The sequence below is a fragment of the Mesorhizobium sp. M2A.F.Ca.ET.046.03.2.1 genome, assembly GCF_003952425.1.
Lineage (GTDB): Bacteria > Pseudomonadota > Alphaproteobacteria > Rhizobiales > Rhizobiaceae > Mesorhizobium.
On sequence record NZ_CP034449.1, the window covers coordinates 6,156,923 to 6,178,557 of the forward strand.

The following is a 21,635-nucleotide window of genomic DNA, read 5'->3' on the forward strand; positions in this document are numbered from 1 at the left end:
ACGGGGCGCGGATATGCGATGGAACGGGTCGAGCGACAGTGTTAACCCTTGATCTTTGCCCCGGCTGCATCCACCTAACAGCAGAAGGCCGAGGCGCCGAATTCTGTGCTGTAAAACTCCCGTCACAAACGGTGGTAGGCGGAACGACACTCGGTCGTTAATATGAGATTCGCGGTTGGCTAAAATAAGCGGCCGCGACATGAAAGGTTGGACAATGGCCAAGATATCCAAGGCTTCCGGCGACGGCGTTTTCGCAGTCCTCCCACTGCGCGATATCGTCGTGTTCCCGCATATGATCGTGCCGCTCTTCGTGGGCCGTGAAAAGTCGATCAAGGCGCTGGAAGAGGTGATGGGTCAGGAGAAGCAGATCCTGCTCGCCACCCAGATGAATGCAGCCGACGACGATCCTGAGCCCGATGCGATTTTCGACATCGGCACGCTCGCCAATGTGCTGCAGCTCCTGAAGCTGCCCGACGGCACCGTGAAGGTTCTGGTCGAGGGCGCCTCGCGCGCCAAGATCGTCTCGTTCACCGACCGCGCCGATTTCCATGAGGCCCGCGCCACCGCGCTCGCCGAGCCGGAAGAGGAAGAGGTCGAAATCGAGGCGCTTGCCCGCTCGGTCGTCACCGACTTCGAGAATTACGTCAAGCTGAACAAGAAGATCTCGCCCGAAGTGGTGGGTGCGGCCAGCCAGATCGACGACTATTCCAAGCTCGCCGACACGGTCGCCTCGCATCTCGCCATCAAGATCCCTGAGAAGCAGGAGATGCTCGCGACGCTTTCCGTGAAGGAGCGTCTGGAGAAGGCGATGGGCTTCATGGAAGCCGAGATATCCGTGCTCCAGGTGGAGAAGCGCATCCGCTCGCGCGTCAAGCGCCAGATGGAGAAGACGCAGCGCGAGTACTACCTCAACGAGCAGATGAAGGCGATCCAGAAGGAGCTCGGCGAGGGCGAGGACGGCCGCGACGAGGCCGCCGAGATCGAGGCGCGCATCAAGAAGACCAAACTCTCCAAGGAGGCCCGCGAGAAGGCGGAAGCTGAATTGAAGAAGCTGCGGTCGATGTCGCCGATGTCGGCTGAATCGACGGTGGTGCGCAATTATCTCGACTGGCTGCTGTCGATCCCGTGGGGCAAGAACTCCAAGGTCAAGCAGGACCTCAATTATGCGCAGGACGTGCTCGACGCCGATCATTTCGGCCTCGACAAGGTCAAGGAGCGCATCGTCGAGTATCTTGCCGTGCAGAGCCGGCAGAAGAAGCTGAAGGGGCCGATCCTGTGCCTCGTCGGACCGCCCGGCGTCGGCAAGACCTCGCTCGGCAAGTCGATCGCCAAGGCGACGGGACGCGAGTTCATCCGCATGGCGCTCGGCGGCGTGCGTGACGAGGCCGAGATCCGCGGTCACCGGCGGACCTATATCGGCTCGATGCCCGGCAAGGTCATCCAGTCGATGAAGAAGGCCAAGAAGTCCAACCCGCTCTTCCTGCTCGACGAGATCGACAAGATGGGCCAGGACTTCCGCGGCGATCCGTCATCGGCCCTGCTCGAGGTGCTCGATCCGGAGCAGAACTCGACGTTCATGGACCATTACCTCGAGGTCGAATACGACCTGTCGAGCGTGATGTTCGTGACGACGGCGAACACGCTGAACATCCCTGCGCCCCTGATGGACCGCATGGAGATCATCCGCATCGCCGGTTACACCGAGGACGAGAAGATCGAGATCGCCAAGCGTCACCTGATGCCAAAGGTGATCCGTGATCATGCCCTGCAGCCGAACGAATTCTCGGTCGGCGAGGATGCGATCCGCGGCATCATCCAGACCTACACGCGGGAAGCCGGCGTGCGCAGCCTGGAGCGCGAGCTGATGAAGCTCGGGCGCAAGGCGGTGACCGAGATCCTGCGGACGAAGAAGAAGACGGTGAAGATCACTGCGGAAAACCTCGCCGATTATCTTGGCGTTCCGCGCTTCCGCTTCGGTCAGGTCGAGGCCGACGATCAGGTCGGCGTGGTCACGGGTCTTGCCTGGACGGAAGTCGGCGGCGAGTTGTTGACGATCGAAGGCGTCATGATGCCCGGCAAGGGCCGCATGACGGTGACGGGCAATCTGCGCGACGTGATGAAGGAATCGATCTCGGCGGCGGCTTCCTATGTCCGCTCCAGGGCGCTCGATTTCGGCATCGAGCCACCGCTGTTCGACAAGCGCGACATCCATGTCCACTTGCCGGAAGGCGCTACCCCGAAGGACGGCCCGTCCGCCGGTGCCGCGATGGCCACGGCCATCGTGTCAGTGCTGACGGGTATCCCGGTCCGGGCCGATGTGGCGATGACCGGCGAGATCACGCTGCGTGGCCGCATCCTGCCGATCGGAGGCCTCAAGGAGAAGCTGCTCGCGGCATTGCGCGGCGGCATCAAGAAGGTCCTGATCCCGGAAGAGAACGTCAAGGATTTGGCGGATATTCCGGACAATGTGAAGAACGGCATGGAGATCGTTCCGGTCTCGCGGGTCGGCGAGGTGCTCGCGCACGCGCTCACCCGGATGCCGGAGCCGATCGAGTGGGTCGAGCCGGTTAATGCGCCGGCTCCGGTCGACACCGGCGACGATGCCGGAAAGTCGCTCGCGCACTAACAAAAGTTAAAGTTGCAGTGCACAAAGAGAGAGCCGGGCCTTGAGCCCGGCTTTTTCATGTGAAAAAGCCATGAAAAAATGGAAAAAAGCCCGGAATTCCGCGGTTTTTGGGCTTGGGTTCCGGATCGCTTCTTTCTAAAGTCCGTTTCCTGCCGGATGAGTCGTAAGTTCCGGTTTTCTCATGGAAGGGAATTTTGATGAACAAGAACGAACTGGTGTCCGCTGTCGCCGACTCCGCAAGCATTTCGAAGGCTGATGCGCAGTCGGCCGTCGATGCGGTGTTCTCCGTGATCACTGGCGAACTGAAGAAGGGCGGCGATGTCCGGCTTGTCGGCTTCGGAAATTTCACCGTGTCAAAACGTGCTGCTTCGACCGGCCGCAACCCGCAGACCGGCGCGGAAGTGAAGATTCCGGCGCGCACCGTGCCGAAGTTCTCGGCCGGCAAGGGCCTCAAGGACGCGGTCAACTAAGACCTTTTTCTTTAAGAGCAGAAAAGCCGGGCTTGCCCGGCTTTTCTTTTTTCAGGTGACAGGCAACCGGCTCAGGCCGTCGGCGCGTCGGCGCGCATCAGGCCTTGCTGCTTCAAATCCGCCCAGAGTGCGGCCGGTATCTTGGTGTCGAGCAGCGCGCGGTTGCTTTCGACCTCCGACGGCCGCTGGCCACCGGGGATCACCGACATCACCGACGGATGCTGCAGCGGGAATTGCAGCGCCGCCTCGATCAGGCGCACATTGTGGCGCTTGCAGACGGCCTCGATACGCGCCACGCGATCGAGGATCTCCTTCGGCGCCTCGCTGTAGTTGTAGAAGGCGCCAGGCTTCGGCCCGGTCGCCAGTACACCGGAATTGTAGGGGCCGCCCAGCACGATGCCGATGCCGCGCTTCTGGCAAAGCGGCAGGAAGGACTGCAGCGCTTCCTGTTCGAGCAACGTATAGCGGCCGGCGAGCAGGAACAGGTCGAAATCGCCGCGCTCGGCCAGCGTCTGCGCGACCTGCCACTCATTGATGCCGCCGCCGAAGGCCTTGATCACACCCTGGTCGCGGAGCGAAAGCAACCCGTAATAGCCGGACGACATGAACTCCGCGATGCGGGCATCCGAGGCTTCCTTGCTGCCATGGGTGAAGATGTCGACGTCGTGGACGAAGAGGATGTCGATGCGGTCGACGCCAAGGCGCTCCAGCGAGGCCTCGAAGGAGCGCATGACGCCGTCATAGGAGTAGTCGTAGACTTCCCGGCGCGACGGCGTCTCGAAGAACTTGCCGATGCCGGTGCGCTGGTCAGGCGGGGCGACGCGCATGAGGCGGCCGACCTTGCTCGACAGCACATAGTCGTCGCGCTTCCTGCCGCGCAGGAACGGGTTGAGGCGGGTTTCCGACAGGCCGAGGCCGTAAAGCGGCGCCGTATCGAAGTAGCGGCAGCCAGCCTTCCATGCCGCCTCCAGGGTGGCATTGGCGTCCTCGTCGGAGATGGCGCGGTAGAGATTGCCGAGCGGCGCGGTGCCGAAGCCAAGTTCGGTGAAGGTGATGCCGCCATTGCCGATGCGGTCGAAGTGCCGTGTCTTCATGTCTGACGATGTCCCGGAGCGATTTGTCTGACATGACACTATCACGCCGGTGGCCCAGCAAAAGTGCCGAGGCTCGTTGGACAGCGATTTTCGCAATGGTAGCATGAACAAAAACAAGCCTTTCGCGGCCAGCGAGCCGCCGAATCTATAGAGACGCGCGACATCGCGCAGACAGGTGAGCCATTCCATGAGCAAAGCCGGATCCGGCATGTTCGCGACAGCGCTGGACGAGCTTGGCGCGGTGCTGGCGCGCACGGATGAAGCCAGGATCGACGCAGCCTGCGCCATGCTGGCCGGCGCCCGCAGGATCGCCGTCTATGGTTGCGGCCGCGAGGCGCTGCAGGTGAAGGGTTTTGCCATGCGGCTCTATCATCTCGGCCTGCCGGTTTCGGTGGTCGGCGACATGACCACGCCGCCGCTCGGGCAGGAGGACCTCTTCCTGGCGAGTTCAGGGCCGGGCGAGACCACCACGGTGCTGACCTTGATGCGGGTTGCCCGCGATGCCGGCGCGAAGGTGCTGCTTCTGACGGCCGAACCGGCGGGCAGCGCGGCGAAACTCGCCGATTTCACGCTGGTCATTTCCGCCCAGACCATGGCCAGCGACCAGGGCGCGGCAAGAAGCTCGGTGCTGCCGATGGGCTCGCTGTTCGAAGGCGCGCTGTTCCTGTTGTTCGAGATCATGGTGCTGAAGCTCCAGGCGCTGACCAACGCGACGCCGGAAGCCATGCGCGCCAGGCACACCAATATGGAGTAGGAGATGCGCTACGAGCTGATGCTGCCGCACCAGATCCGCAAGGCGATCGAGGAGAATTGGCCGGTCGTGCTGCCGCTCGGCGTGCTCGAATATCACGGCGAGCACATGGCGGTCGGCATGGACACGCTGGCCGTCATCAAGACGGTGGAGCTGATCGAGAAGGAGAGGGACCTCGTCATCCTGCCGCCCTTCTATTACGGCGCGGCAAGCTATGCGGTGGCGGCGCCGGAAGGCAGCGGCTCGGTGCAGGTCGGCGGTCCGGTGCTTTCGCCTTTCGCGGAGGAATTGTTCTATGGGCTATTGCGCATCGGCTTCCGCAACATCCACGCCATCATCCACCACCAGACCGAGAATTTCGTGGCCGGCATGCCGACCGACCTCGCCTTCAAGACTGCCGGCCGCCAGGCGATCTTCCGCTTCCTGGAAAAGGAGCGCGGCGAGGGCTGGTGGGGGTCGAACAGCATGGCCGATTACTATGCCGGCCATGCCCAAGGCGAGAACGTCTTCAACTGGGTGCAGGTGCATCCGCTGATGCCGGCCGCGATGAACGGCAAATACCCGTTCGACCATGCCGGCAAAGGCGAAACCTCGCTGATGCTGGCGCTATGCCCCGAGGCCGTGGACGAGAAGCATTTGGCCGACAACACCGGCTGGTACACGAAAGACGCGGCGGAGGCCTCGGCAGGCCTCGGCAAGATCGGCGTCGCCATGATCCTTGATCATTTGAGGTCCATCCTGGTGCGATAGGTGCGGTTCTTCCTTCTCCCCTTGTGGGAGAAGGTGGATGGGCGCGCAGCGCCGAGACGGATGAGGGGTGTTCCAGCGGAGTGAGACGTCGGCGTTCCCTGGAACACCCCTCATCCGGCCGCTGCGCGGCCACCTTCCCCCACAAGGGGGGAAGGAAAGGTCCAGCTACTTCACCGAGCCGGCCGTCATGCCCATGATAAGGTAGCGCTCGAGCGCGATGCCGATGATCGCCAGCGGCGCGATCGCCGCCGTTGCAAGTGCGGCCATCGACCACCAGTTGATGCCTTGCGAGCCGGTCTGGCTCGCCACCATGACGGGGATGGTCTTGGCGTCGGTCGAGGTCAAAAGCGCGGCGAAGAAATACTCGTTCCAGCACAGCACCATCGCCAGGATGAAGGCGGCGACCATGCCGGGCAGGGCGATCGGCATGACGATGCGGAAGAAGGCGCCCCAGATCGACAGCCCGTCAACCAAAGCCGCTTCCTCCAATTCGACGGGAATGGAGTTGAACTGGTCGCGCATGATCCAGATCACGATCGGCAGCACCATCAGCGTGTAGAGCAGCACGAGCCCGATGCGCGTGTCGAGGAGGGCGACTTCGCGATAGAGCACAAGGAAAGGGAGCGCCAGCACGACCGGCGGCAGGATCAGCTGCGACAGGAAGAAGAAGGAGATGTCCTCGTTCCTGAACCAGGCGAATTTGTAGCGGTAACGGACAAGGCCATAGGCGGCGAGGCTGCCGATGATGATGGCGAGAGCCGACGCGCCGACCGAGGTGATGACCGAGTTCATGAAGCGCTTGAAGAATTCGTCGCGCACGGTCGACGTCTGGAATATCGAATCCGGCGACAGGCCGAGCGAGCGCCAGCCCTTCCAGTCGGGCGTGAAGTCGACGAAGGGAATGAGATGGCCTTGCGTGACGTCGACCGCCGATTTGAACGAGGTGGTGATCGTCCAGTAGATCGGGAACAGGCACACGAATGCCCAGAAGACGAGCGCGCCATAGATGAAGACGCGGCTGGTGATGAAGGCCGCTGGCGAGCGGATTTCGGAAACGGTGTAGTCGGTGGTCTGGACGCTCATGATGCCGCTCAGTTGACGTTGCGCACGAAGCGACTGGCGACTTTCAGCAGCCAGGTCACGAACACGACGATGATGATCAGATAGGCCATGGCGAGCATTGTGCCGTAGCCGACATTCGACCGGTCGCGATATTCGCGGTAGATGAAGCTCGATACGGAATCGGTAGCGCCGCCGGGGCCGCCCGAGGTCAGCGTGATGATGATGTCGGCGAGCTTCAGCTTGAAGATGATGCGCAGGATGACGGCCGTCACCGACACTGGCAGCATGAGCGGAAAGGTAACCTGCCAGAAGGTCTGCCACGCGGTCGCGCCGTCGACGCGGGCGGCTTCAAGCACCTCGCGCGACATCGCCTGCAGGCCGGCAAGCAGCATGATCATCATGAACGGGATGAAGGTCCAGGCGTCGAGCATCATGATCGAGATGCGGGCTGTGATCGGATCGGAGAAGAAGGCGGGATTGTCCCAGCCGAGATGGCGCGCCAGCGTCGCCGCCGGGCCGAAGCGGTATTCCATCAGCGATTTGCCGACCATCCAGGACACCGCGACCGGTGACAGCATCAGCGGCAAAAGGAAGACGACACGGAAGAATTTGCGGGCGCGGATCTGCGCGTTGAGCAGCAGCGCCAGGCCGAAGGCGACGACATATTCGACCAGCACCGCAAGCACATAGAGCACCATGTTGAGCAGCGCGTTGCGGTAATAGGGGTCGGCCAGCATCTGCCAGAAATTGTCGAGGCCGTTGAACCTGCGTCCCGTAAACGAACTGAGGTTCCAGTCGGTCAGCGCGATGTAGAAGCCGAACAGGGTCGGGAAGATCACCATGGCGATGGTGAAAAGCAGCGCCGGCAAAAGGAACAGCGCGCGCTGCCCGTCCTCGCCGCGCGTCAGCACCTGCCAGGCACCGAGTGCTGCACCCCACAGGATGTAGGCATAGATCACTGGCCGCCAAGTGTCGAAGCCGACCGTGGACATCTCGGTCTTGTAGAGGATCTGCACGACGATGATCGTCAGCAAGCCGAGCGTGGCTGCGGCCAGCAGGCCCCAGCCGAGGCGCTTGCGGCCTGCCGGGATCAGGTCGGCCGGATTCGCCGGCCACGCATTCGCGGTCGAAGTCTGCTCAGCCACGCTTCTCGCCTCTTCGAGTCAGCCTAAATATGCGGCCCGGCGACGAGGTGTCGCCGGGCCGCGAGTTGGTCGAGACAGCCTACATGCCGAGCGAGGCTTTGTAGAGCTTGACCTGGTTTTCGCGTCCGATCTGGTCGGTCAGCTTTTCCCAGGCAGCGGCGATGGCGTCGGCGCCTTCCTGTGCCTTCATCTTGCCGGCGAAGGTGTTGGCAAGGATGTCCTCGGCGGCGCTGTAATACTGAAAGATGCCGGGGATGCGCGGCTCGATCGCCGCGTTCGGATGGTTGTAGCTGTCGGCTTCGGACTTCAGGTACGAGCTGATGAACGCCTCGTCATAGCCGGCCGCCACCCATTCCGGAATGTTGAAATGGCTGTTCCGATAGGGCTGGAAGCCGGAAGGATAGGCCGCGCACCACAGCGACAGATCCTTGCCGCCGAGATGCGCGGCGGCCGACCATGCGGCCTTCTTCTTCTTCTCGTCGGAATCGACGCGGGCCATGACATAGACGCCCCAGCCGAGATAAGCGCAGTTCGGCGCATAGTTCGGGCCGCTGGCGAGCTTGTCCCACTTGCCGGTCTTGGAGTTATAGACGTCGTCGGAGCCCGGCAGGATTGAGAAGCCGGTGACGTCGCCGATGACCGAGGAGTCATTGGTCTTCACGTTCGAGCCAACGTCGCCCCACCAGGGGATCATCGAGCCGGTGCCGGCCAGGAACTGCTGGAAGGCGGTCGTGTTCGGATCGGCGTTGATCTGATCGGCCGGTTCGGACGGCAACGCATCGATGACGTCCTGGATGGCGCGCACCCAGGCCGGATTGTTGACGCGCGGCTTCATCGTGTCGGCGTCGAACAGCCAGGCCTTGTCATCGGGATGCTTGGCATAGGCGGTGGCGCGGCTGCCGAGGAAATAGAAGCCGAAACCGCCCCAGGGCTTGGGCGCGTCGAGATAGCCATAGATGTCCTGGCCCTTGAATTTCTTGCCCTTCAGGAACTTGGTGACGGCCTGCACCTGCTGCCAGGTCTTCGGCACGCCCCACTCCGCAAGGCCTGCCTTGTCGCCGCTGTCCGCCTTCCAGGCTGCAGCCAGCTCGGAGTCGGAGAACACGTCGGTGCGGTAGTTGAAATTGTGCGCGTCGCCGTCGATGGTCACGCGATACTGCTTGCCGTTCCAGGTGCCGACCGGCGGCTTGAGATAGTTGACCAGGTCGTCGAAGTCGATCTGCTTCTTGACCCAGTCGGGCATTTCCGAGGTCAAGCCCTTGCCGCAGACATCGCCTTCAAAGGGCGCGCCCATCTCGATGACGTCGAAGTCAACGGTGCCGGTGGCGATCGACTGCTGCAGGCGGGCGTTGTAGTCGGCCTGGGCAAGGTCGATCCAGCTGATCTTGGCGCCCGTATAGGCCTCCCAAGGCTTCAGGAAGCCGCGGAACAGCACGTTGTGCAGGTTCTGGTTGTTGAGGCCCATGAAGGTGAGCTCGACACCGGCGAACTCGCCTTCCTTGACGTTGGCCTTGGTCGCTTCGAGGCAGAGCTCGCCGACCTTCTGGAAGTCGGCGTCGGTCGGCTGGCCTTTGCCGACGCCTGGAATCTGCAGGATCTTCGCCCGCAGGCTGTCATCGGCCGCGGCAGGCCGCGTCAGCGCGCCGAGCCCGGCGCCGGAGGCGGCGGCGATTGCGGCCATCGAGGCCGCGCCCTTCAGCACATCGCGGCGGCTGGCGCCGGCGCGCATCAGTTTTTCGTACAGGTCGACTCTCATCTACAGGTTCCTCCCAGAACAACAGCGATTGAATTGAAGTGCCAATCTCTCGGACGTGGAAACGTCTCTCGGTTCTCCTCGATCATACGGGGACGTGGGACCCCACCCTGCGTCGCCGAAGCTCCGATCTCAGGGTAACAGGCCTGCGTCGGATTGGCACTCGCCACTATTTCGCGTAATCGATTACCTTGTCAACAAGATTGGCTTTTTATCTATAAGGTACCGACTTGCCGTTGCCCTTGGCAATGGCTAGCTTCACCGCAAAACATCAAAAGATAAAGGGGAGACGATGGCTCAAGTCGCGATCAGCAGTGTGGCCAAGGCGTTCGGAACCGTCAAGGTCCTGCATGAGGTCAGCGTCGATATCGCTGACGGACAGTTCGTCGTGCTGGTCGGCCCTTCAGGATGCGGCAAGTCCACGCTGCTCAGGATGGTGGCCGGGCTGGAGACCGTTTCCGGCGGCACGATCTCGATCGGCGAGCGCGTCGTCAACAACCTGCCGCCGGCCAAGCGCGACATCGCCATGGTGTTCCAGAATTACGCGCTCTATCCGCACAAGACGGTGGAGCAGAACATGGCCTTCGCGCTGAAGCTGCGCGGCACGGATCCAGCTGTCGTCGCCGAACGTGTCAAGCGCGCCGCCGACATCCTCGACCTCGCGCCCTATCTCAAGCGCTATCCGCGCCAGCTTTCGGGCGGTCAGCGCCAGCGTGTCGCGATGGGCCGCGCCATCGTGCGCAATCCGCAAGTGTTCCTGTTCGACGAGCCGCTCTCCAACCTCGACGCCAAGCTGCGCGTGCAGATGCGCACCGAGATCAAGGAACTGCACCAGCGGCTGAAGACCACGACGATCTATGTCACCCACGACCAGATCGAGGCCATGACCATGGCCGACAAGATCGTCGTGATGCGCGACGGCCGCATCGAGCAGGTCGGCGCGCCGCTGGAACTGTTCGACCGTCCGGCGAACCTCTTCGTTGCCGGGTTCATCGGCTCGCCGGCGATGAACCTGCTCAAGGGCACCGTGAGGAAGGGCGAGAAACCGGTCGTCGACATTGCCGGCACAGCGTTTCCCATGCCCGCCAACAGTGCCGGCGAGGATGGTCAGACGGTCGTCTACGGCGTACGCCCGGAGCACCTGGAGATCCATCCCGACGGCGTCGAGGCCAAGATCTCGGTTGTCGAGCCGACCGGCTCGGAAACCCTGGTGTTCGTGCGCTTCGGCGAGGGCGAGATGGTGGCGCTGTTTCGCGAGCGCCACGACTTCAAGCCGGGCGATACGCTCAAGCTGAAGCCGCGTCTCGACCAGGTCCACCTCTTCGACGCCGAAACCGGCAAGCGACTTTAGATCTTTACGCAATTCCGGACGGAAAACCGCCTTTCCTGGAATTGCTCCAGACCGCACACAGACTTCCGGGAGGAAACCATGCTCAAAGGGATCAATCCGCTGCTCAATGCCGACGTGCTCCAGGCGCTGCGGGCGATGGGTCATGGCGACGACCTGATCATCGCCGACACCAATTTCCCATCCGATTCGGTGGCGCGGCAAACCGTGCTCGGCAAGCTCTTGCGCATCGATGCGACGGCGGCCGACGCGGTGAAGGCGGTGCTGTCGGTCTATCCGCTGGATACGTTCGTCAACGATGCCGCGGCGCGCATGGAGATCGTCGGCAAGCCGAACGAAATCCCGCCGGTGCAGAAGGAGGTCCAGAAGGAGATCGACGCGGCCGAGGGCAAACCCTGGCCGATGATCTCGATCGAGCGCTACGCTTTCTACGAGCGCTCCAAGAAGGCCTATTGCGTGATCCAGACCGGCGAGCGCCGTTTCTATGGCTGCTTTGCCTTCCGCAAAGGCGTCGTGCCGCCGGATGCGGAGTAAGGACATGGCCGCCGCCAAGCCTGTCGTCATCCTGGGTGTGTTCGTCGCCGACACCGCCTATCGCGCCGATCGCCAGCCGCGCATGGGCGAGACGATCCTCGGCAATTCCTTCAAGCTCGGGCCGGGCGGCAAGGGCTCGAACCAGGCGGTGGCGTCCGGCAAGCTTGGCGCCGACATCACTTTCCTGACCAGGCTTGGCGTCGATGCCTTTGCCGACATGGCCAAGCAGACCTGGAGGGATGCTGGCGTCAAGAGCGCCGTGATCGACACGCCGGACAGCTATACGGGTGCTGCCTATATCTTCGTCGAGGAAGGCACGGGCAACAATGCCATCATCGTCAGCCCGGGCGCGGCGATGCTGATTTCCCCCGCAGACATCGAGACGCATGCCGGCCTGATCCGCTCCGCCGGCGTCTTCGTCACGCAGCTCGAGCAGCCGATCGACGCGGCCTTGAAGGCACTTGAGATCGCGCGCGGGGCAGGGGTGACGACCATTCTCAATCCCGCGCCGGCCGCGAGCCTGCCGGACCGTATCTACATGCTCTGCGACTATGTCACGCCCAACGAGACCGAGGCCGAAGGGCTGACCGGCATCAAGGTGTCGTCGGTCGACGACGCCCGCCGCGCCGCCGACGCTCTGCTGGCCAAGGGTGTCGGGGCCGTCATCGTGACGCTGGGAGAAAAGGGCGCGCTTCTGCACAGCAAGGACCGATCCGAGCATGTCGGCGCCGTAAATGCCGGCCCGGTGGTCGAGACCACCGGGGCGGGCGATGCCTTCAACGGCGGTCTTGCCGCCGCTTTGGCAAAAGGCGTCGAGCCGCTGGAGGCCGTGCGCTTTGCCTGCGGGGTCGCCGGCATTTCGGTGACCCGCCCCGGCACCGCGCCGTCTATGCCGACATTGCAAGAGGTCGAGGCGCTGCTCGCGAAGGCATGAACTCGTAGTTCGGCCGGTTTATTAGCGGCCCCTTGACCGGGAACGCTCCTGAAGCGAGCGCGTTCATCCTCCTGGTTTGCAACGCCGGAACGGCAGGATGAAGAAATCTTACGAAAAACCCACGCTCGTGAAGCGGCAGAAGCTCACCGAACGGACGGCCCAGATTGTCGCTTCCGGCGTCGTCCTGGGCGAATGATTTCCTTGATCGGGCTTGGATAGCGCTACAGAATCCTGCTGGTCAGTTCCAGCATCGTCGTTGCGCCTTGCTCGCTGCCGGGCATATGCACGACGCGAAGGACGCGGAGGTCCCTGTTCGTTCCCTCGACCGGTATCGACACGCTTTCGCCGACCCGCGGCAATTCCTGGAAAGCGAGCTCGTCGACATCCCTCTCCTCGTCGATGGAAATCCGACATCTCACAGCCATCTGACTTCTCCCGTTTTACCCGAGGGCTGAACGGGACAAGGTTGAAATGGTTCCGAGAAGGCCCTCAGTTGGCAAACCTGCCGCGATATTCGCGCGGCGTCAGGCCTTTTAAAGCCTTGAATTGACGTCCGAAATTGGCCAGCGACCGATAGCCGACCTGCTCGGCGATGTGGGCGATCTGCTTGTCGCCCTCCGTCAGGAGGGCGCAAGCCTTGCCGATGCGCAGCCGTGTCACATACTCAGTCACGGTCAGCCGCGTGTGTCGGGTGAACATCCGGTGAAAGCCCGACGGGCTGAGCGCGGCGAGGCGCGCGACACGGTCGATCCTGAGCTCATCAGTATAGTGCGTGTGCAGGTGGCCGAGAACACGGTCTATGCGCGCGCCGCTCGAGGCGAGGGTGGACTGGGGCGAACGGGACGGCGCCGTGAGCGGCTCGGCCGCGTCGTCCTCGGCCAGCGCCAGCAGCACCGCAATCAGGTCGAGCAGCCGGTCCGCGGGCGGCTTGTCGAAGATCGCTTCGATCCGCGCCCTGACACGCCCGGTCGCAGCTTGCGAGAATTTCAGCCCGCGCGCCGATCTTTGCAGCAGGCCGGCTACCGGTCGCAGTTCCGTCAGAAGACCGGTCAATCCACGCGCCCATTCGGGCCGGAACCAGATGACCATGACCAGATGCGGCTTGCCGCCATCGAGCTTGCTCGTCGACGACCAGGTGTGCGGCAGGTTAGGACCGAGCAGCACGAGATCGCCATCGTCATAGCCGCCGACATGGTCGCCGACGAAGCGGCATCCGCGCGAGTTGAGCGTGAGCGTCAGCTCATATTCCGGATGATGGTGCCATTCCAACGGAATGGTCGGGTCGCGCGGCACCCGCACCATCGACCATGAGGCGTCATCGGCGACGGTGACTTTCTCCAGATATGGCTTCACAGCCGGCCCCTGAGAATTCGCCTCGAACGGCGTTTGAATGATAATGGACGCCAGAATAGTATCATTCTGTGCCTGTTAGCGACAACATGCATGTCCGCCGTTCGGTTAGCCTCGTGTTTGACAGGACAACGTCGAGGAGGAAATCGATGGCCCACGCGAAAGACATCACTAAGGACGATCACCCAACATCCAGCCGGGCGACGACCCAACTGTCCAAGATCAGGAAAGCGCTTCCGCTGCGCGTGCTTTCGGACGCCGATTTCGCGCACTGGCAGAGGCGGGGCTTCGTGATCGTGCGCGATGCGGTGCCAATGGAAAATGTCGAGCGTCTCAAGGCACTGCTTTGGGAATTCGAGGAGAAGGACCCCAACTATCCGGCGACCTGGGACGTCACCCAGCGGCGCGACTATGCGCTGAAGGAAATCAACAATGCCGGCATGGTCGAGATCTACAATCATCAGTTCCTGTGGGATAACCGCATGGCGCGGCGCGTCTATGATGCCTTTGTCGATATCTGGGATATGGAGGATCTGTGGGTCGCCATCGACCGCGCCAACCTCAACACGCCCAACAAGGGCAGGCGCGCATCTCCCGGCTTCATCCATTGGGACGCCGACACCTCGCTCGAGCCCAAGCCGATCTCGGTGCAGGGTGTGCTTTCGCTGGTCCATCAGGACGGCGGCGATATCGGCGGCTTCCAATGCGTGCCCTATCTGTTCGAACATTTCGACGAATGGGTGAAGACTCAACCCGCCGACCGCGATCCGCATCATCCGGATATGAGAGGGATCGAGGACAGGATCGAGAAGCTCGAGCTCTTCCCTGGCGACCTGATGATCTTCAACTCGCTTCTGGCGCATGGCGTGGCGCCGAACACGTCCGACGACAAGGTGCGAATGGCCCAGTATATCTCCATGTTCCCCGCCGATGAGAGCAATCTTGTCGAGCGCGAGGCGCGAATCCGCTCTTGGCGCGAACGCGAGGCGCCGCAGCGCGCCGGCTTTGCCGGCGATCCGCGCAGCTGGGAGAAGAAGCATGCCGAGACGGCAAAGCTGACGCCGCTCGGCGAAAGGCTGCTGGGGGTGGTCAGTTGGAACGGGTAACGTCGGGAGATTGATATGGCGACGGTTCCGCCGTCCTGCATCGGCTGTTCGGCGGACTGGTGGGCGATGACGGGCTCGAACCGCCGACATCTTCGGTGTAAACGAAGCGCTCTACCAACTGAGCTAATCGCCCGCTTGAGCGCGGACCTTTAAGCAGTTAGGGCCGCGTTCGCAAGGCCAAATGAACAGACCGGTGCGCCCGCCATCAGGCGGATTTCCCCAGCCTCGACGCCGTTGTCAAAAAACCTTCTCCTGTTTGTTGTTATGCTTGAATGCCGCGCTTGACACCTGCAAACGAACCCCTTATCCACCGCCCCAACGACGAACACGCCTGACACGTGCTCGTCAGTGCGCGGGTGTAGCTCAGTCGGTTAGAGTGCCGGCCTGTCACGCCGGAGGTCGCGGGTTCGAGCCCCGTCACTCGCGCCATCATCCTTGACAGGATCAATCGGAAAATCGGCTTATCCGGCGCATTTAACGCGCGTGCGGGGCTGTATTAAGCGGCAGTGGGGCCCCTGCGGGGCCGCCACCTTGTCGAGGGCTCAGGTCGCTACTGCCTGACGTAGCAGCGTTTGTGAGCGCCTGGAGCGGGATCATCGCCGAAAGCGTCGTTGCTGCAGCGAACGCCGTTCCTGAAGACGTCCTGCGTGTATTGGCCACGTGCGCCGTATCTGACCATCGCGCGGCCGCGGAAATCGCAGAACTCACCCTCCCTGGCGCAGGCGATCCATTCGCCGCGGTCCGGGCGCGAGCCGTAGTCATCGTCCCCGTAATCATTGTCATCGCCATAGCCGCCGCCACGCGCCACGAAATAACAGGCCTTTTCGCGACCGGGGGCCGGGTCGCCAAAAACGCGATTCGAGCAAGGGACGGCTCGACGATCGAAAAACCGGGAGGTCATTCGACCGCGCGCGCCGTAGACCACTTGCGTGGGGTAGGGCAGGCGGCAAATACCGCCCTCATTCGCGCATCGCCGCAGCTGCTGCGCCGACGCGGTGGCAGGGAACAGGGCCGTAGCGGCCGCGGCCAAGCTGACGAGGCAGATGAAGGCCAGCGTTGCTCGGATCGAGACGTGAAAAGTTCTTAACACGAATTGTCTCCCGGTTTGGTTGTGCTGCGGCATCCTACAGCAGGCGGATTAAATGCGCGATGAATGCCTGATCGGAGGCTATTGTTAACTCGGGCGGCCCTACGGGCGGCCGGGGCTCAATATCTAATGATCCGCCGCTCAACGAGGACCACCAGGCAGAACAGCGCGATCGACAGCGATGACGAAAGAACGATCGCGGCGTAGAGCCGGTCGGACTGATAGTTGAAGGTCGCCTGGATGATCAGCGCGCCGAGCCCTTTGTCCGAGCCGATCCACTCGCCGACGATGGCGCCGATCACGGCGGTGGCCGACGCGATCCTGAGTGACGAGAACAACATCGGCAGAGCACGGTGCAGGCGCAGGCTCCAGAAGATCTCCGAGCGCGTCGCCGACAGCACCCGGAACAGCTCGTGTTCGTTGTCGCTGGCCGAATCGAGGCCGCGGATCATGTTCACCAGCGTCGGGAAGAAGCAGATCACCGCGGCGATGACGATCTTCGGAGTCATGCCGAGGCCGAAGATCAGGATGATGATCGGCGACAGCGCCAGGATGGGGATGGTGTTGAAGAAGAGCACGATCGGGAAATAGGCCGCCTGCAGGACGCGGCTGTGGACGAAGAGCACGGCCAGCAGCACGGCAGCGAGATTGCCGATGACGAAGCCGGCCAGCGCCTCGATCAGCGTCGGCCGCAGATTGTCGATGAGGAGCGCAAAATTCCTTTGGAAGACGCCGAAAATCGCCGTCGGTGTCGGCACGATATAGGCGGGCACGCCGAGCAACGGCAAAAGATATTGCCAGGCGAGCAGGATCGAAGCCGCGCCGAGAACGGGGAGCGCGGCCGTCATGTGCGGGGAGAGCGGCGCCTGTCTCACGATGCGCGCTCCAGCGCCGTTCGCAGATCGGCCATGGCGGCGACGATCGCCGCATCCTCGCGCTTGCAGCGATTGCCTTCCTGCTTGAGAGGCCGCATGTCGAGGTCCTTCAAGACACGTCCCGGATTGGCGGCCAGCACGATGACGCGCTCACCGAGATAGGCGGCTTCGGCGATCGAATGGGTGACGAAGAGGATGGTCGTGCCGCTGCGCCGCCAGAGCGCCAACAGCTCATCGTTCAATCGGTCGCGCGTGATCTCGTCCAGTGCGCCGAAGGGTTCGTCCATCAGAAGCAGTTTCGGTTCGCCGAGCAGGGCGCGCGCGATCGCCACGCGCTGGCGCTGGCCGCCGGAGAGCTGGTGCGGCAGGCGCTCACTGAGGGCGCCGAGCCCCATCAATTCAAGCAGTTCCGTGCTGCGATCCTCGATCTTGCGTGTCAGGCTGCGCAGGCCGACGCCAAGCGGCAAGCGCACATTGTCGCGCACCGTGCGCCAGGGAAGGAGGGTCGAATCCTGGAAGACGAAGCCGACATCGCGCCGCGAGCGCACCGTATGCGGCGTCTCGCCAAGCACGCTGATCGTGCCGCCGAGCGGATCGAGCAGGTCGGCCACCACCCTGAGCAAGGTCGACTTGCCGCAGCCTGACGGGCCCAGGATCGACAGGAAGGAACCGGCCTCGACGGTGAGGTCGAGGCCGGCGAGCACTTTGACGGCCGTCTGCCGGCCGCCATAGCCGACATCCAGCCGTCGCGCTTCGATCGCGTGCGGCATTAGATCAGCACAACGTCTGATTGGACCGTCATGCTGATCTAACTCTTAGTTGGAGCATGACTTTTTCCAAAAGCCGGTTCCCACCTCTTGAGATCATGCTTTACGCGGCGGGCGCGTCGAGCTTGGGCCGGTCGGCTGCCGAGAGTTCGAGTATCTTGGTGGTGTAGACATCGGCGGCCGCCGGGCGACCGTTTGGATACTGGCCAACCTTGTCGAGCAGCGCCAATTGCTCCTCTATCGAGGCTGGGTCGAACGTGCCCCAGCCGTCCTTGGCGGTGGCGCCGTCAAAGGAGAGTTTCAGCACCAGATTGACGGTCTTTTCCTCCCAGCCAAGATCCATTTCCGGATAGGCGGCGACCATCTTCTTGACCGCTTCCTGCGGATTGGCATGCACCCAGCCCCAGCCTTTGCCGACGGCGCCGATGAACTTCGCCAGCGTCTCAGGATCCTTTTCGATTGCCGCGTCGGTAGCGAAATAGACGTCCGCGTAGGAGCTTAGCCCGAGGTCGCGCGTCAGAAGGTCGATGCGGTCGTCGCCGACGACGCTGAGCGCCTGGGTGTTGGTGATCCAGCCGCCGATGGCGTCGACATCGCCGCGCACCAGCGGCGCCTTGTCGAAGCCGACATTGACGATGGTCACCTCCGACGGGTCGATGCCGTTCTTGGCCAGGATCTCGTCGATGACGAAGCGCGCCGTCGGCTGGATACCGATCTTCTTTCCCTTGAGATCGGAGACACTGCGGATCGGCTTGGCCGGTTTCGAGGTCAATGCGTAAGGACCGGTACGGAAGCCGCAGGCGATGATTTTGATCGGCACGCCGCTGGCGCGGGCAGAATATAGCTGCGGCGTTTCCGAGAACTGCCCAAGCTGGGCGGCGCCCGAAATGACCGGCGGCACGGTCGACGCGTTGGGGCCGCCGGGGCTGAACTCGACCTCCAGCCCAGCGTCCTTGAAATAGCCGTTGGCGACGGCCGCGATATCGCCGATCTGGCCGTTGGATAGCAACCAGTCATACTGGATGACGACCTTGCCCGCGGCCTTGGCGCCCGGCGTCAGCAGCAGCTGCATGCCGGCAGATACGGCCGCCACCGCTGCCATGCCGCCTTTCACGAATGCACGGCGGTTCAATTCAAAGTCCCTGTTCCCATTCATTTTTCGCTCCTGTTGCAGACTTTCTCGTCTTTTCTTCAGGCGCCGCTCCCTTCAGCGCGGCGTCGTCTACGGCTGTTCGTCGTGGTAATCGCCAGGGCCGCCGTCGAGCCAGGCGTAAAGCTCCCAAAGCGTGTCGTCCGGGTCGGTGAAATAGGCGCAGCGCGCGTTCCAGACGTAATCTTCGGGCGGGCCGTAGAAGGGCACGCCCTTGGCGCTCAATTCGCGGTGCAGCCGGTCGATGTCGGCCGGCGTGTCGAGCTGCACGGCGACGCAAACCTTATGCGCGTGGCGCGGCGATCTCAGGTTGGACACGCCGGTGTGCCGGTTGATGTGGTCGAGCTCCCAGGCAGCGAGCGACACGCCCTCGCCATGGAAATCGGCAAATCCTTCGGCGCGGCGGCGCAAGAGGAAGCCGAGCTTGTCGACGTAGAAATCGACCGTCCGTTCGATATTTTCGACCAGCAGGCAGACGTCGGAGATGCGGGTGACGCTCGCAGGCATGGCTATTTCGCTCCGGTGTCTTTCGAGAGCGGCAGCTTGACGCCGACGCGGTTGGCGGCGCCGACGATATGCGTGCGCATCGCCGCCTCCGCCGCAGCCGGATCGCCCGCCACCAGAGCCTCATAGATGCGCACATGCTCGCCGACATTGATCTCGACGAGGTCGTGCAGCGGGTTCGTCATGCGCGCGTAGTGGATCGAGTGGCGGATCTGCTCGCAGACGAACGAGATGAAGGTGTGGATGTAGCTGTTGCCGGTAGCGCGCGCGATCTCGCGGTGGAAGAGCAGGTCGGCGTCGATGCTGCCTTCTTCCCAACGCTCCTCGCCGCCCATGCGGTCGAGCGCAGCCTTGATCGAATCGAGATGGCCCTGATTGCGGCGCGCCGCGGCGAGCGCAGCCGATTCGGCCTCGAGGATGCAGCGCAGCTCGAACAGCCGCTCCATGTTGTGCGTGTCCTTGAGCGCCTCGCGGTCGATGCGGATCGCTGCTCGCTGCTCGGGCGCCAGCACGAAGGCGCCGATGCCTTGGCGCGCCTCGATCATGCCGTCGGCGCGAAGCTGGGCGATCGCCTCGCGCACGACATTTCGGCTGACGCCGAATTTTTCGGACAATTCCTGCTCGGTCGGCAGGCGCGCGCCGGGGTTCAATTCGCCGGATTCGATCTCGCGGCTGAGGAAGGCAGCGACCCGGTGCGGCAATGTCTCGACAGTGCCGATGGCGGCCAGTCTCTGCTTCATGGAAAAGTCTCCGTCGCGGGCAACAGGCAACCGGGATTCATCAGGCCCTTGGGGTCGAGTGCGCTCTTCAGCGCCGCGACCATGCGGCGATGCGCCGGCGAAAGCCCGGCCCAGAATTCCTTGCGGCGGCTGCGGCCGATGCCGTGCTCCGCGCTGATCGAGCCGCCGAGACCGACGGCGATTTCATAGAGCCCGGCGATGACTTCGGCGCCCCGGGCACGGGCTTCATCCTCGGCGAGTTCGAGCGGCGGCAGCACGTTGAAGTGGATGTTGCCGTCACCGGCGTGGCCGTAGGCGAGCGGGATCCAGCCGGGATGGTCATTCGCGACGAAGCGGCGGGCTCTTTCGATGAGGCTGGGGATGTCGGAAATCCTCACCGACAGGTCGGTGCGCACATGATAGCCGCGCTTGGCCTGGCCTTCGACCAGACCTTCGCGGATCGCCCAAAAACTCCTGGCCTGCGTCGTGCTCGCGGCGAGAACCGCGTCGGTTACCAGGCCATTTTCCATGGCATCGCCGAGGACGCCGGCCAGCAAGCTGTTGAGGTCGATAGCCGCGCTGGATGACAATTCGATCAGCACGTGGACGGGCGCTCCGACCGGCGCCCTCATCGCCGGGTCGATCAGCCGGGCAAGCTCGATGCATTCGGCGCCGATGATCTCGAAAGCGGAGACGAGGTCCGAGCAATCGCGGCGCGCCTGGTTGAAGAGCGCAACGGCCGCCTCGAACGAGGCAAGGCCGAGATAGGCGGTCTCGGTTCGCGCCGGTTTCGGAAACAGCTTGACCTCGACACCGGTGATGATGCCGAGCGTGCCTTCGGAACCGATGAAAAGCTGCTTCAGGTCGTAGCCGCTGTTGTTCTTGCGCAGACCAGAGAAGCCGTTCCACAGTTCGCCGTCCGCCAGCACGACTTCGAGACCGAGGATCAGGTCGCGTGCCATGCCATAGCGCAGCACGTTGACGCCGCCGGCATTGGTCGCCGCATTGCCGCCGATCTGGCAGCTGCCTTGCGCGCCGAGCGCGAGCGGGAAGAGGCATTCTTGCGCCTCGCAGGCGTCCTTGATCGTCTGCAGCACGCAGCCGGCATCGGCTTGCAGGGTGAAGTTGCCGGCATCAATCTGCCGGATGGCGTTCAGCCGCTCCAGGCTCAAGACAACCAGGCCGCCGCCTTTGCTGTCGATCGCGCCTGATACCAGCCCGGTGTTGCCGCCTTGCGGAACGATGCCGAGCCCAAGCTCGTTGCACAAGCGCATCAGAGCCTGGACTTCGCCGACCGAGCCGGGCCGCAGCACGGCAAGCGCTTCGCCGCGATAATCGCCCGCCCAGTCGCCCAGATATTTCGCCATTCCAGCCGGCTCGGCGGCAATGCCGTTTCGGCCGACGGCGCCTTCCATGGCGCTGAGTATTTCCGGCGAGAGGCGATCAACGGTCATGGAGATTTATGTCTTGATATCAGGTGATACATATCATCCTACAACTTAATTCGAGTCAATCGCTCTTTTGTTCGGCGAACAGGTCATCGGCTCGTTCAAGGCAGGTGGAACTGACCACGGCGGCTGGCAAGCCGAGACTGCTCGGTAGGCCCTGCC

At 63.0% G+C, this 21,635-nt stretch carries 22 protein-coding genes and 2 tRNA genes; 10 read left to right on the forward strand and 14 right to left on the reverse strand.

Annotated elements, in window-relative coordinates:
- Positions 1-214 precede the first annotated feature (214 nt).
- Both lon and hupB read left to right on the forward strand, forming a co-directional pair.
- The gene (lon, locus tag EJ072_RS29290; RefSeq protein WP_126082439.1) at positions 215-2,626 is read left to right on the forward strand and encodes an endopeptidase La; all 2,412 of its coding nucleotides are present in this window, start codon (positions 215-217) and stop codon (positions 2,624-2,626) included.
- A gap of 197 nt (positions 2,627-2,823) precedes the next feature.
- Positions 2,824-3,096 carry a DNA-binding protein HupB gene (gene hupB, locus EJ072_RS29295; protein WP_027166452.1) on the forward strand — a complete coding sequence of 91 codons (273 nt, stop codon included), beginning with the start codon at positions 2,824-2,826 and terminating at the stop codon, positions 3,094-3,096.
- Positions 3,097-3,167: 71 nt separating this feature from the next.
- Here the strand turns inward: hupB and EJ072_RS29300 are convergent, their stop codons facing one another.
- Positions 3,168-4,190 (reverse strand): aldo/keto reductase, encoded by a 1,023-nt coding sequence (locus EJ072_RS29300; protein WP_126082440.1) that lies wholly within the window; start codon positions 4,188-4,190, stop codon positions 3,168-3,170.
- Positions 4,191-4,377: 187 nt separating this feature from the next.
- On the opposite strand from EJ072_RS29300, the gene EJ072_RS29305 reads away from it, so the two are divergent.
- Both EJ072_RS29305 and EJ072_RS29310 read left to right on the forward strand, forming a co-directional pair.
- Complete coding sequence (locus tag EJ072_RS29305) at positions 4,378-4,944, forward strand: SIS domain-containing protein (RefSeq protein ID WP_126082441.1); 567 nt, start codon at positions 4,378-4,380, stop codon at positions 4,942-4,944.
- 3 nt (positions 4,945-4,947) lie between these two features.
- A complete protein-coding gene (locus tag EJ072_RS29310) occupies positions 4,948-5,691 on the forward strand; it encodes a creatininase family protein (protein ID WP_126082442.1) in 744 nt (247 codons plus the stop codon).
- Positions 5,692-5,856: 165 nt separating this feature from the next.
- Here the strand turns inward: EJ072_RS29310 and EJ072_RS29315 are convergent, their stop codons facing one another.
- The 3 genes from EJ072_RS29315 to EJ072_RS29325 form a co-directional block, all read right to left on the reverse strand.
- On the reverse strand, positions 5,857-6,774 hold the full coding sequence (locus EJ072_RS29315; RefSeq protein ID WP_042644446.1) for a carbohydrate ABC transporter permease: 918 nt from the start codon (positions 6,772-6,774) through the stop codon (positions 5,857-5,859).
- An 8-nt stretch (positions 6,775-6,782) separates the two neighbouring features.
- A complete protein-coding gene (locus tag EJ072_RS29320; protein WP_126082443.1) occupies positions 6,783-7,898 on the reverse strand; it encodes a sugar ABC transporter permease in 1,116 nt (371 codons plus the stop codon).
- 79 nt (positions 7,899-7,977) lie between these two features.
- Positions 7,978-9,654 carry a sugar ABC transporter substrate-binding protein gene (locus EJ072_RS29325; protein WP_126082444.1) on the reverse strand — a complete coding sequence of 559 codons (1,677 nt, stop codon included), beginning with the start codon at positions 9,652-9,654 and terminating at the stop codon, positions 7,978-7,980.
- Between the two features lie 289 nt (positions 9,655-9,943).
- Here EJ072_RS29325 and ugpC point away from each other — a divergent pair, with 289 nt between their 5' ends.
- From ugpC to EJ072_RS36165, 4 genes are all read left to right on the forward strand, one after another.
- Positions 9,944-11,002: a sn-glycerol-3-phosphate ABC transporter ATP-binding protein UgpC gene (ugpC, locus tag EJ072_RS29330; RefSeq protein ID WP_126082445.1), complete on the forward strand. Its 1,059-nt coding sequence runs from the start codon at positions 9,944-9,946 to the stop codon at positions 11,000-11,002.
- A 78-nt stretch (positions 11,003-11,080) separates the two neighbouring features.
- Positions 11,081-11,533, forward strand: coding sequence for an RbsD/FucU family protein (locus tag EJ072_RS29335; protein ID WP_126082446.1), 453 nt, complete (start codon positions 11,081-11,083; stop codon positions 11,531-11,533).
- A 4-nt stretch (positions 11,534-11,537) separates the two neighbouring features.
- Positions 11,538-12,467, forward strand: coding sequence for a ribokinase (rbsK, locus tag EJ072_RS29340; protein ID WP_126082447.1), 930 nt, complete (start codon positions 11,538-11,540; stop codon positions 12,465-12,467).
- 97 nt (positions 12,468-12,564) lie between these two features.
- Positions 12,565-12,663: a putative RiPP precursor gene (locus EJ072_RS36165; protein ID WP_189342102.1), complete on the forward strand. Its 99-nt coding sequence runs from the start codon at positions 12,565-12,567 to the stop codon at positions 12,661-12,663.
- A 25-nt stretch (positions 12,664-12,688) separates the two neighbouring features.
- Here EJ072_RS36165 and EJ072_RS29345 read toward each other — a convergent pair whose 3' ends face one another.
- Positions 12,689-12,892, reverse strand: a complete 204-nt coding sequence (locus tag EJ072_RS29345; RefSeq protein WP_126082448.1) for a hypothetical protein — start codon at positions 12,890-12,892, stop codon at positions 12,689-12,691.
- A gap of 64 nt (positions 12,893-12,956) precedes the next feature.
- A complete protein-coding gene (locus EJ072_RS29350; RefSeq protein ID WP_126082449.1) occupies positions 12,957-13,820 on the reverse strand; it encodes an AraC family transcriptional regulator in 864 nt (287 codons plus the stop codon).
- A 146-nt stretch (positions 13,821-13,966) separates the two neighbouring features.
- On the opposite strand from EJ072_RS29350, the gene EJ072_RS29355 reads away from it, so the two are divergent.
- Entirely contained in the window at positions 13,967-14,923 is a 957-nt protein-coding gene (locus EJ072_RS29355; protein WP_126082450.1) for a phytanoyl-CoA dioxygenase family protein, read from the forward strand.
- Positions 14,924-14,980: 57 nt separating this feature from the next.
- Here the strand turns inward: EJ072_RS29355 and EJ072_RS29360 are convergent.
- Positions 14,981-15,056, reverse strand: a tRNA-Val gene (locus tag EJ072_RS29360).
- A 219-nt stretch (positions 15,057-15,275) separates the two neighbouring features.
- Here EJ072_RS29360 and EJ072_RS29365 point away from each other — a divergent pair.
- Positions 15,276-15,352, forward strand: a tRNA-Asp gene (locus tag EJ072_RS29365).
- A 121-nt stretch (positions 15,353-15,473) separates the two neighbouring features.
- Here EJ072_RS29365 and EJ072_RS29370 read toward each other — a convergent pair.
- The 7 genes from EJ072_RS29370 to EJ072_RS29400 form a co-directional block, all read right to left on the reverse strand.
- A complete protein-coding gene (locus tag EJ072_RS29370; protein ID WP_245467036.1) occupies positions 15,474-16,046 on the reverse strand; it encodes a hypothetical protein in 573 nt (190 codons plus the stop codon).
- An 83-nt stretch (positions 16,047-16,129) separates the two neighbouring features.
- Positions 16,130-16,885, reverse strand: coding sequence for an ABC transporter permease (locus EJ072_RS29375; RefSeq protein WP_126082451.1), 756 nt, complete (start codon positions 16,883-16,885; stop codon positions 16,130-16,132).
- Positions 16,882-17,655, reverse strand: coding sequence for an ABC transporter ATP-binding protein (locus EJ072_RS29380; RefSeq protein WP_126082452.1), 774 nt, complete (start codon positions 17,653-17,655; stop codon positions 16,882-16,884). The genes EJ072_RS29375 and EJ072_RS29380 overlap by 4 nt, the downstream gene beginning before the upstream one ends.
- A 100-nt stretch (positions 17,656-17,755) precedes the next feature.
- The gene (locus tag EJ072_RS29385; RefSeq protein WP_189343119.1) at positions 17,756-18,808 is read right to left on the reverse strand and encodes an ABC transporter substrate-binding protein; all 1,053 of its coding nucleotides are present in this window, start codon (positions 18,806-18,808) and stop codon (positions 17,756-17,758) included.
- 66 nt (positions 18,809-18,874) lie between these two features.
- Positions 18,875-19,309, reverse strand: a complete 435-nt coding sequence (locus EJ072_RS29390) for a VOC family protein (protein WP_189343120.1) — start codon at positions 19,307-19,309, stop codon at positions 18,875-18,877.
- A 2-nt stretch (positions 19,310-19,311) separates the two neighbouring features.
- Positions 19,312-20,046, reverse strand: a complete 735-nt coding sequence (locus EJ072_RS29395; RefSeq protein WP_126082454.1) for a FadR/GntR family transcriptional regulator — start codon at positions 20,044-20,046, stop codon at positions 19,312-19,314.
- The gene (locus tag EJ072_RS29400; RefSeq protein ID WP_189343121.1) at positions 20,043-21,479 is read right to left on the reverse strand and encodes an FAD-binding oxidoreductase; all 1,437 of its coding nucleotides are present in this window, start codon (positions 21,477-21,479) and stop codon (positions 20,043-20,045) included. Before EJ072_RS29400 ends, EJ072_RS29395 begins: the two co-directional genes overlap by 4 nt.
- Positions 21,480-21,635: the final 156 nt, after the last annotated feature.

Bases quoted from the DNA above. Each gene is read 5' to 3' on its own strand.
- EJ072_RS29385 (WP_189343119.1), bottom strand. From the start codon at position 18,808: ATGAATGGGAACAGGGACTTTGAATTGAACCGCCGTGCATTCGTGAAA.
- EJ072_RS29345 (WP_126082448.1), bottom strand. From the start codon at position 12,892: ATGGCTGTGAGATGTCGGATTTCCATCGACGAGGAGAGGGATGTCGAC.
- EJ072_RS29300 (WP_126082440.1), bottom strand. From the start codon at position 4,190: ATGAAGACACGGCACTTCGACCGCATCGGCAATGGCGGCATCACCTTC.
- EJ072_RS29390 (WP_189343120.1), bottom strand. From the start codon at position 19,309: ATGCCTGCGAGCGTCACCCGCATCTCCGACGTCTGCCTGCTGGTCGAA.
- EJ072_RS36165 (WP_189342102.1), top strand. From the start codon at position 12,565: ATGAAGAAATCTTACGAAAAACCCACGCTCGTGAAGCGGCAGAAGCTC.
- EJ072_RS29395 (WP_126082454.1), bottom strand. From the start codon at position 20,046: ATGAAGCAGAGACTGGCCGCCATCGGCACTGTCGAGACATTGCCGCAC.
- EJ072_RS29380 (WP_126082452.1), bottom strand. From the start codon at position 17,655: ATGCCGCACGCGATCGAAGCGCGACGGCTGGATGTCGGCTATGGCGGC.
- lon (WP_126082439.1), top strand. From the start codon at position 215: ATGGCCAAGATATCCAAGGCTTCCGGCGACGGCGTTTTCGCAGTCCTC.
- EJ072_RS29325 (WP_126082444.1), bottom strand. From the start codon at position 9,654: ATGAGAGTCGACCTGTACGAAAAACTGATGCGCGCCGGCGCCAGCCGC.
- hupB (WP_027166452.1), top strand. From the start codon at position 2,824: ATGAACAAGAACGAACTGGTGTCCGCTGTCGCCGACTCCGCAAGCATT.
- ugpC (WP_126082445.1), top strand. From the start codon at position 9,944: ATGGCTCAAGTCGCGATCAGCAGTGTGGCCAAGGCGTTCGGAACCGTC.
- EJ072_RS29355 (WP_126082450.1), top strand. From the start codon at position 13,967: ATGGCCCACGCGAAAGACATCACTAAGGACGATCACCCAACATCCAGC.
- EJ072_RS29335 (WP_126082446.1), top strand. From the start codon at position 11,081: ATGCTCAAAGGGATCAATCCGCTGCTCAATGCCGACGTGCTCCAGGCG.
- EJ072_RS29370 (WP_245467036.1), bottom strand. From the start codon at position 16,046: ATGCCGCAGCACAACCAAACCGGGAGACAATTCGTGTTAAGAACTTTT.
- EJ072_RS29400 (WP_189343121.1), bottom strand. From the start codon at position 21,479: ATGACCGTTGATCGCCTCTCGCCGGAAATACTCAGCGCCATGGAAGGC.
- EJ072_RS29310 (WP_126082442.1), top strand. From the start codon at position 4,948: ATGCGCTACGAGCTGATGCTGCCGCACCAGATCCGCAAGGCGATCGAG.
- EJ072_RS29305 (WP_126082441.1), top strand. From the start codon at position 4,378: ATGAGCAAAGCCGGATCCGGCATGTTCGCGACAGCGCTGGACGAGCTT.
- rbsK (WP_126082447.1), top strand. From the start codon at position 11,538: ATGGCCGCCGCCAAGCCTGTCGTCATCCTGGGTGTGTTCGTCGCCGAC.
- EJ072_RS29315 (WP_042644446.1), bottom strand. From the start codon at position 6,774: ATGAGCGTCCAGACCACCGACTACACCGTTTCCGAAATCCGCTCGCCA.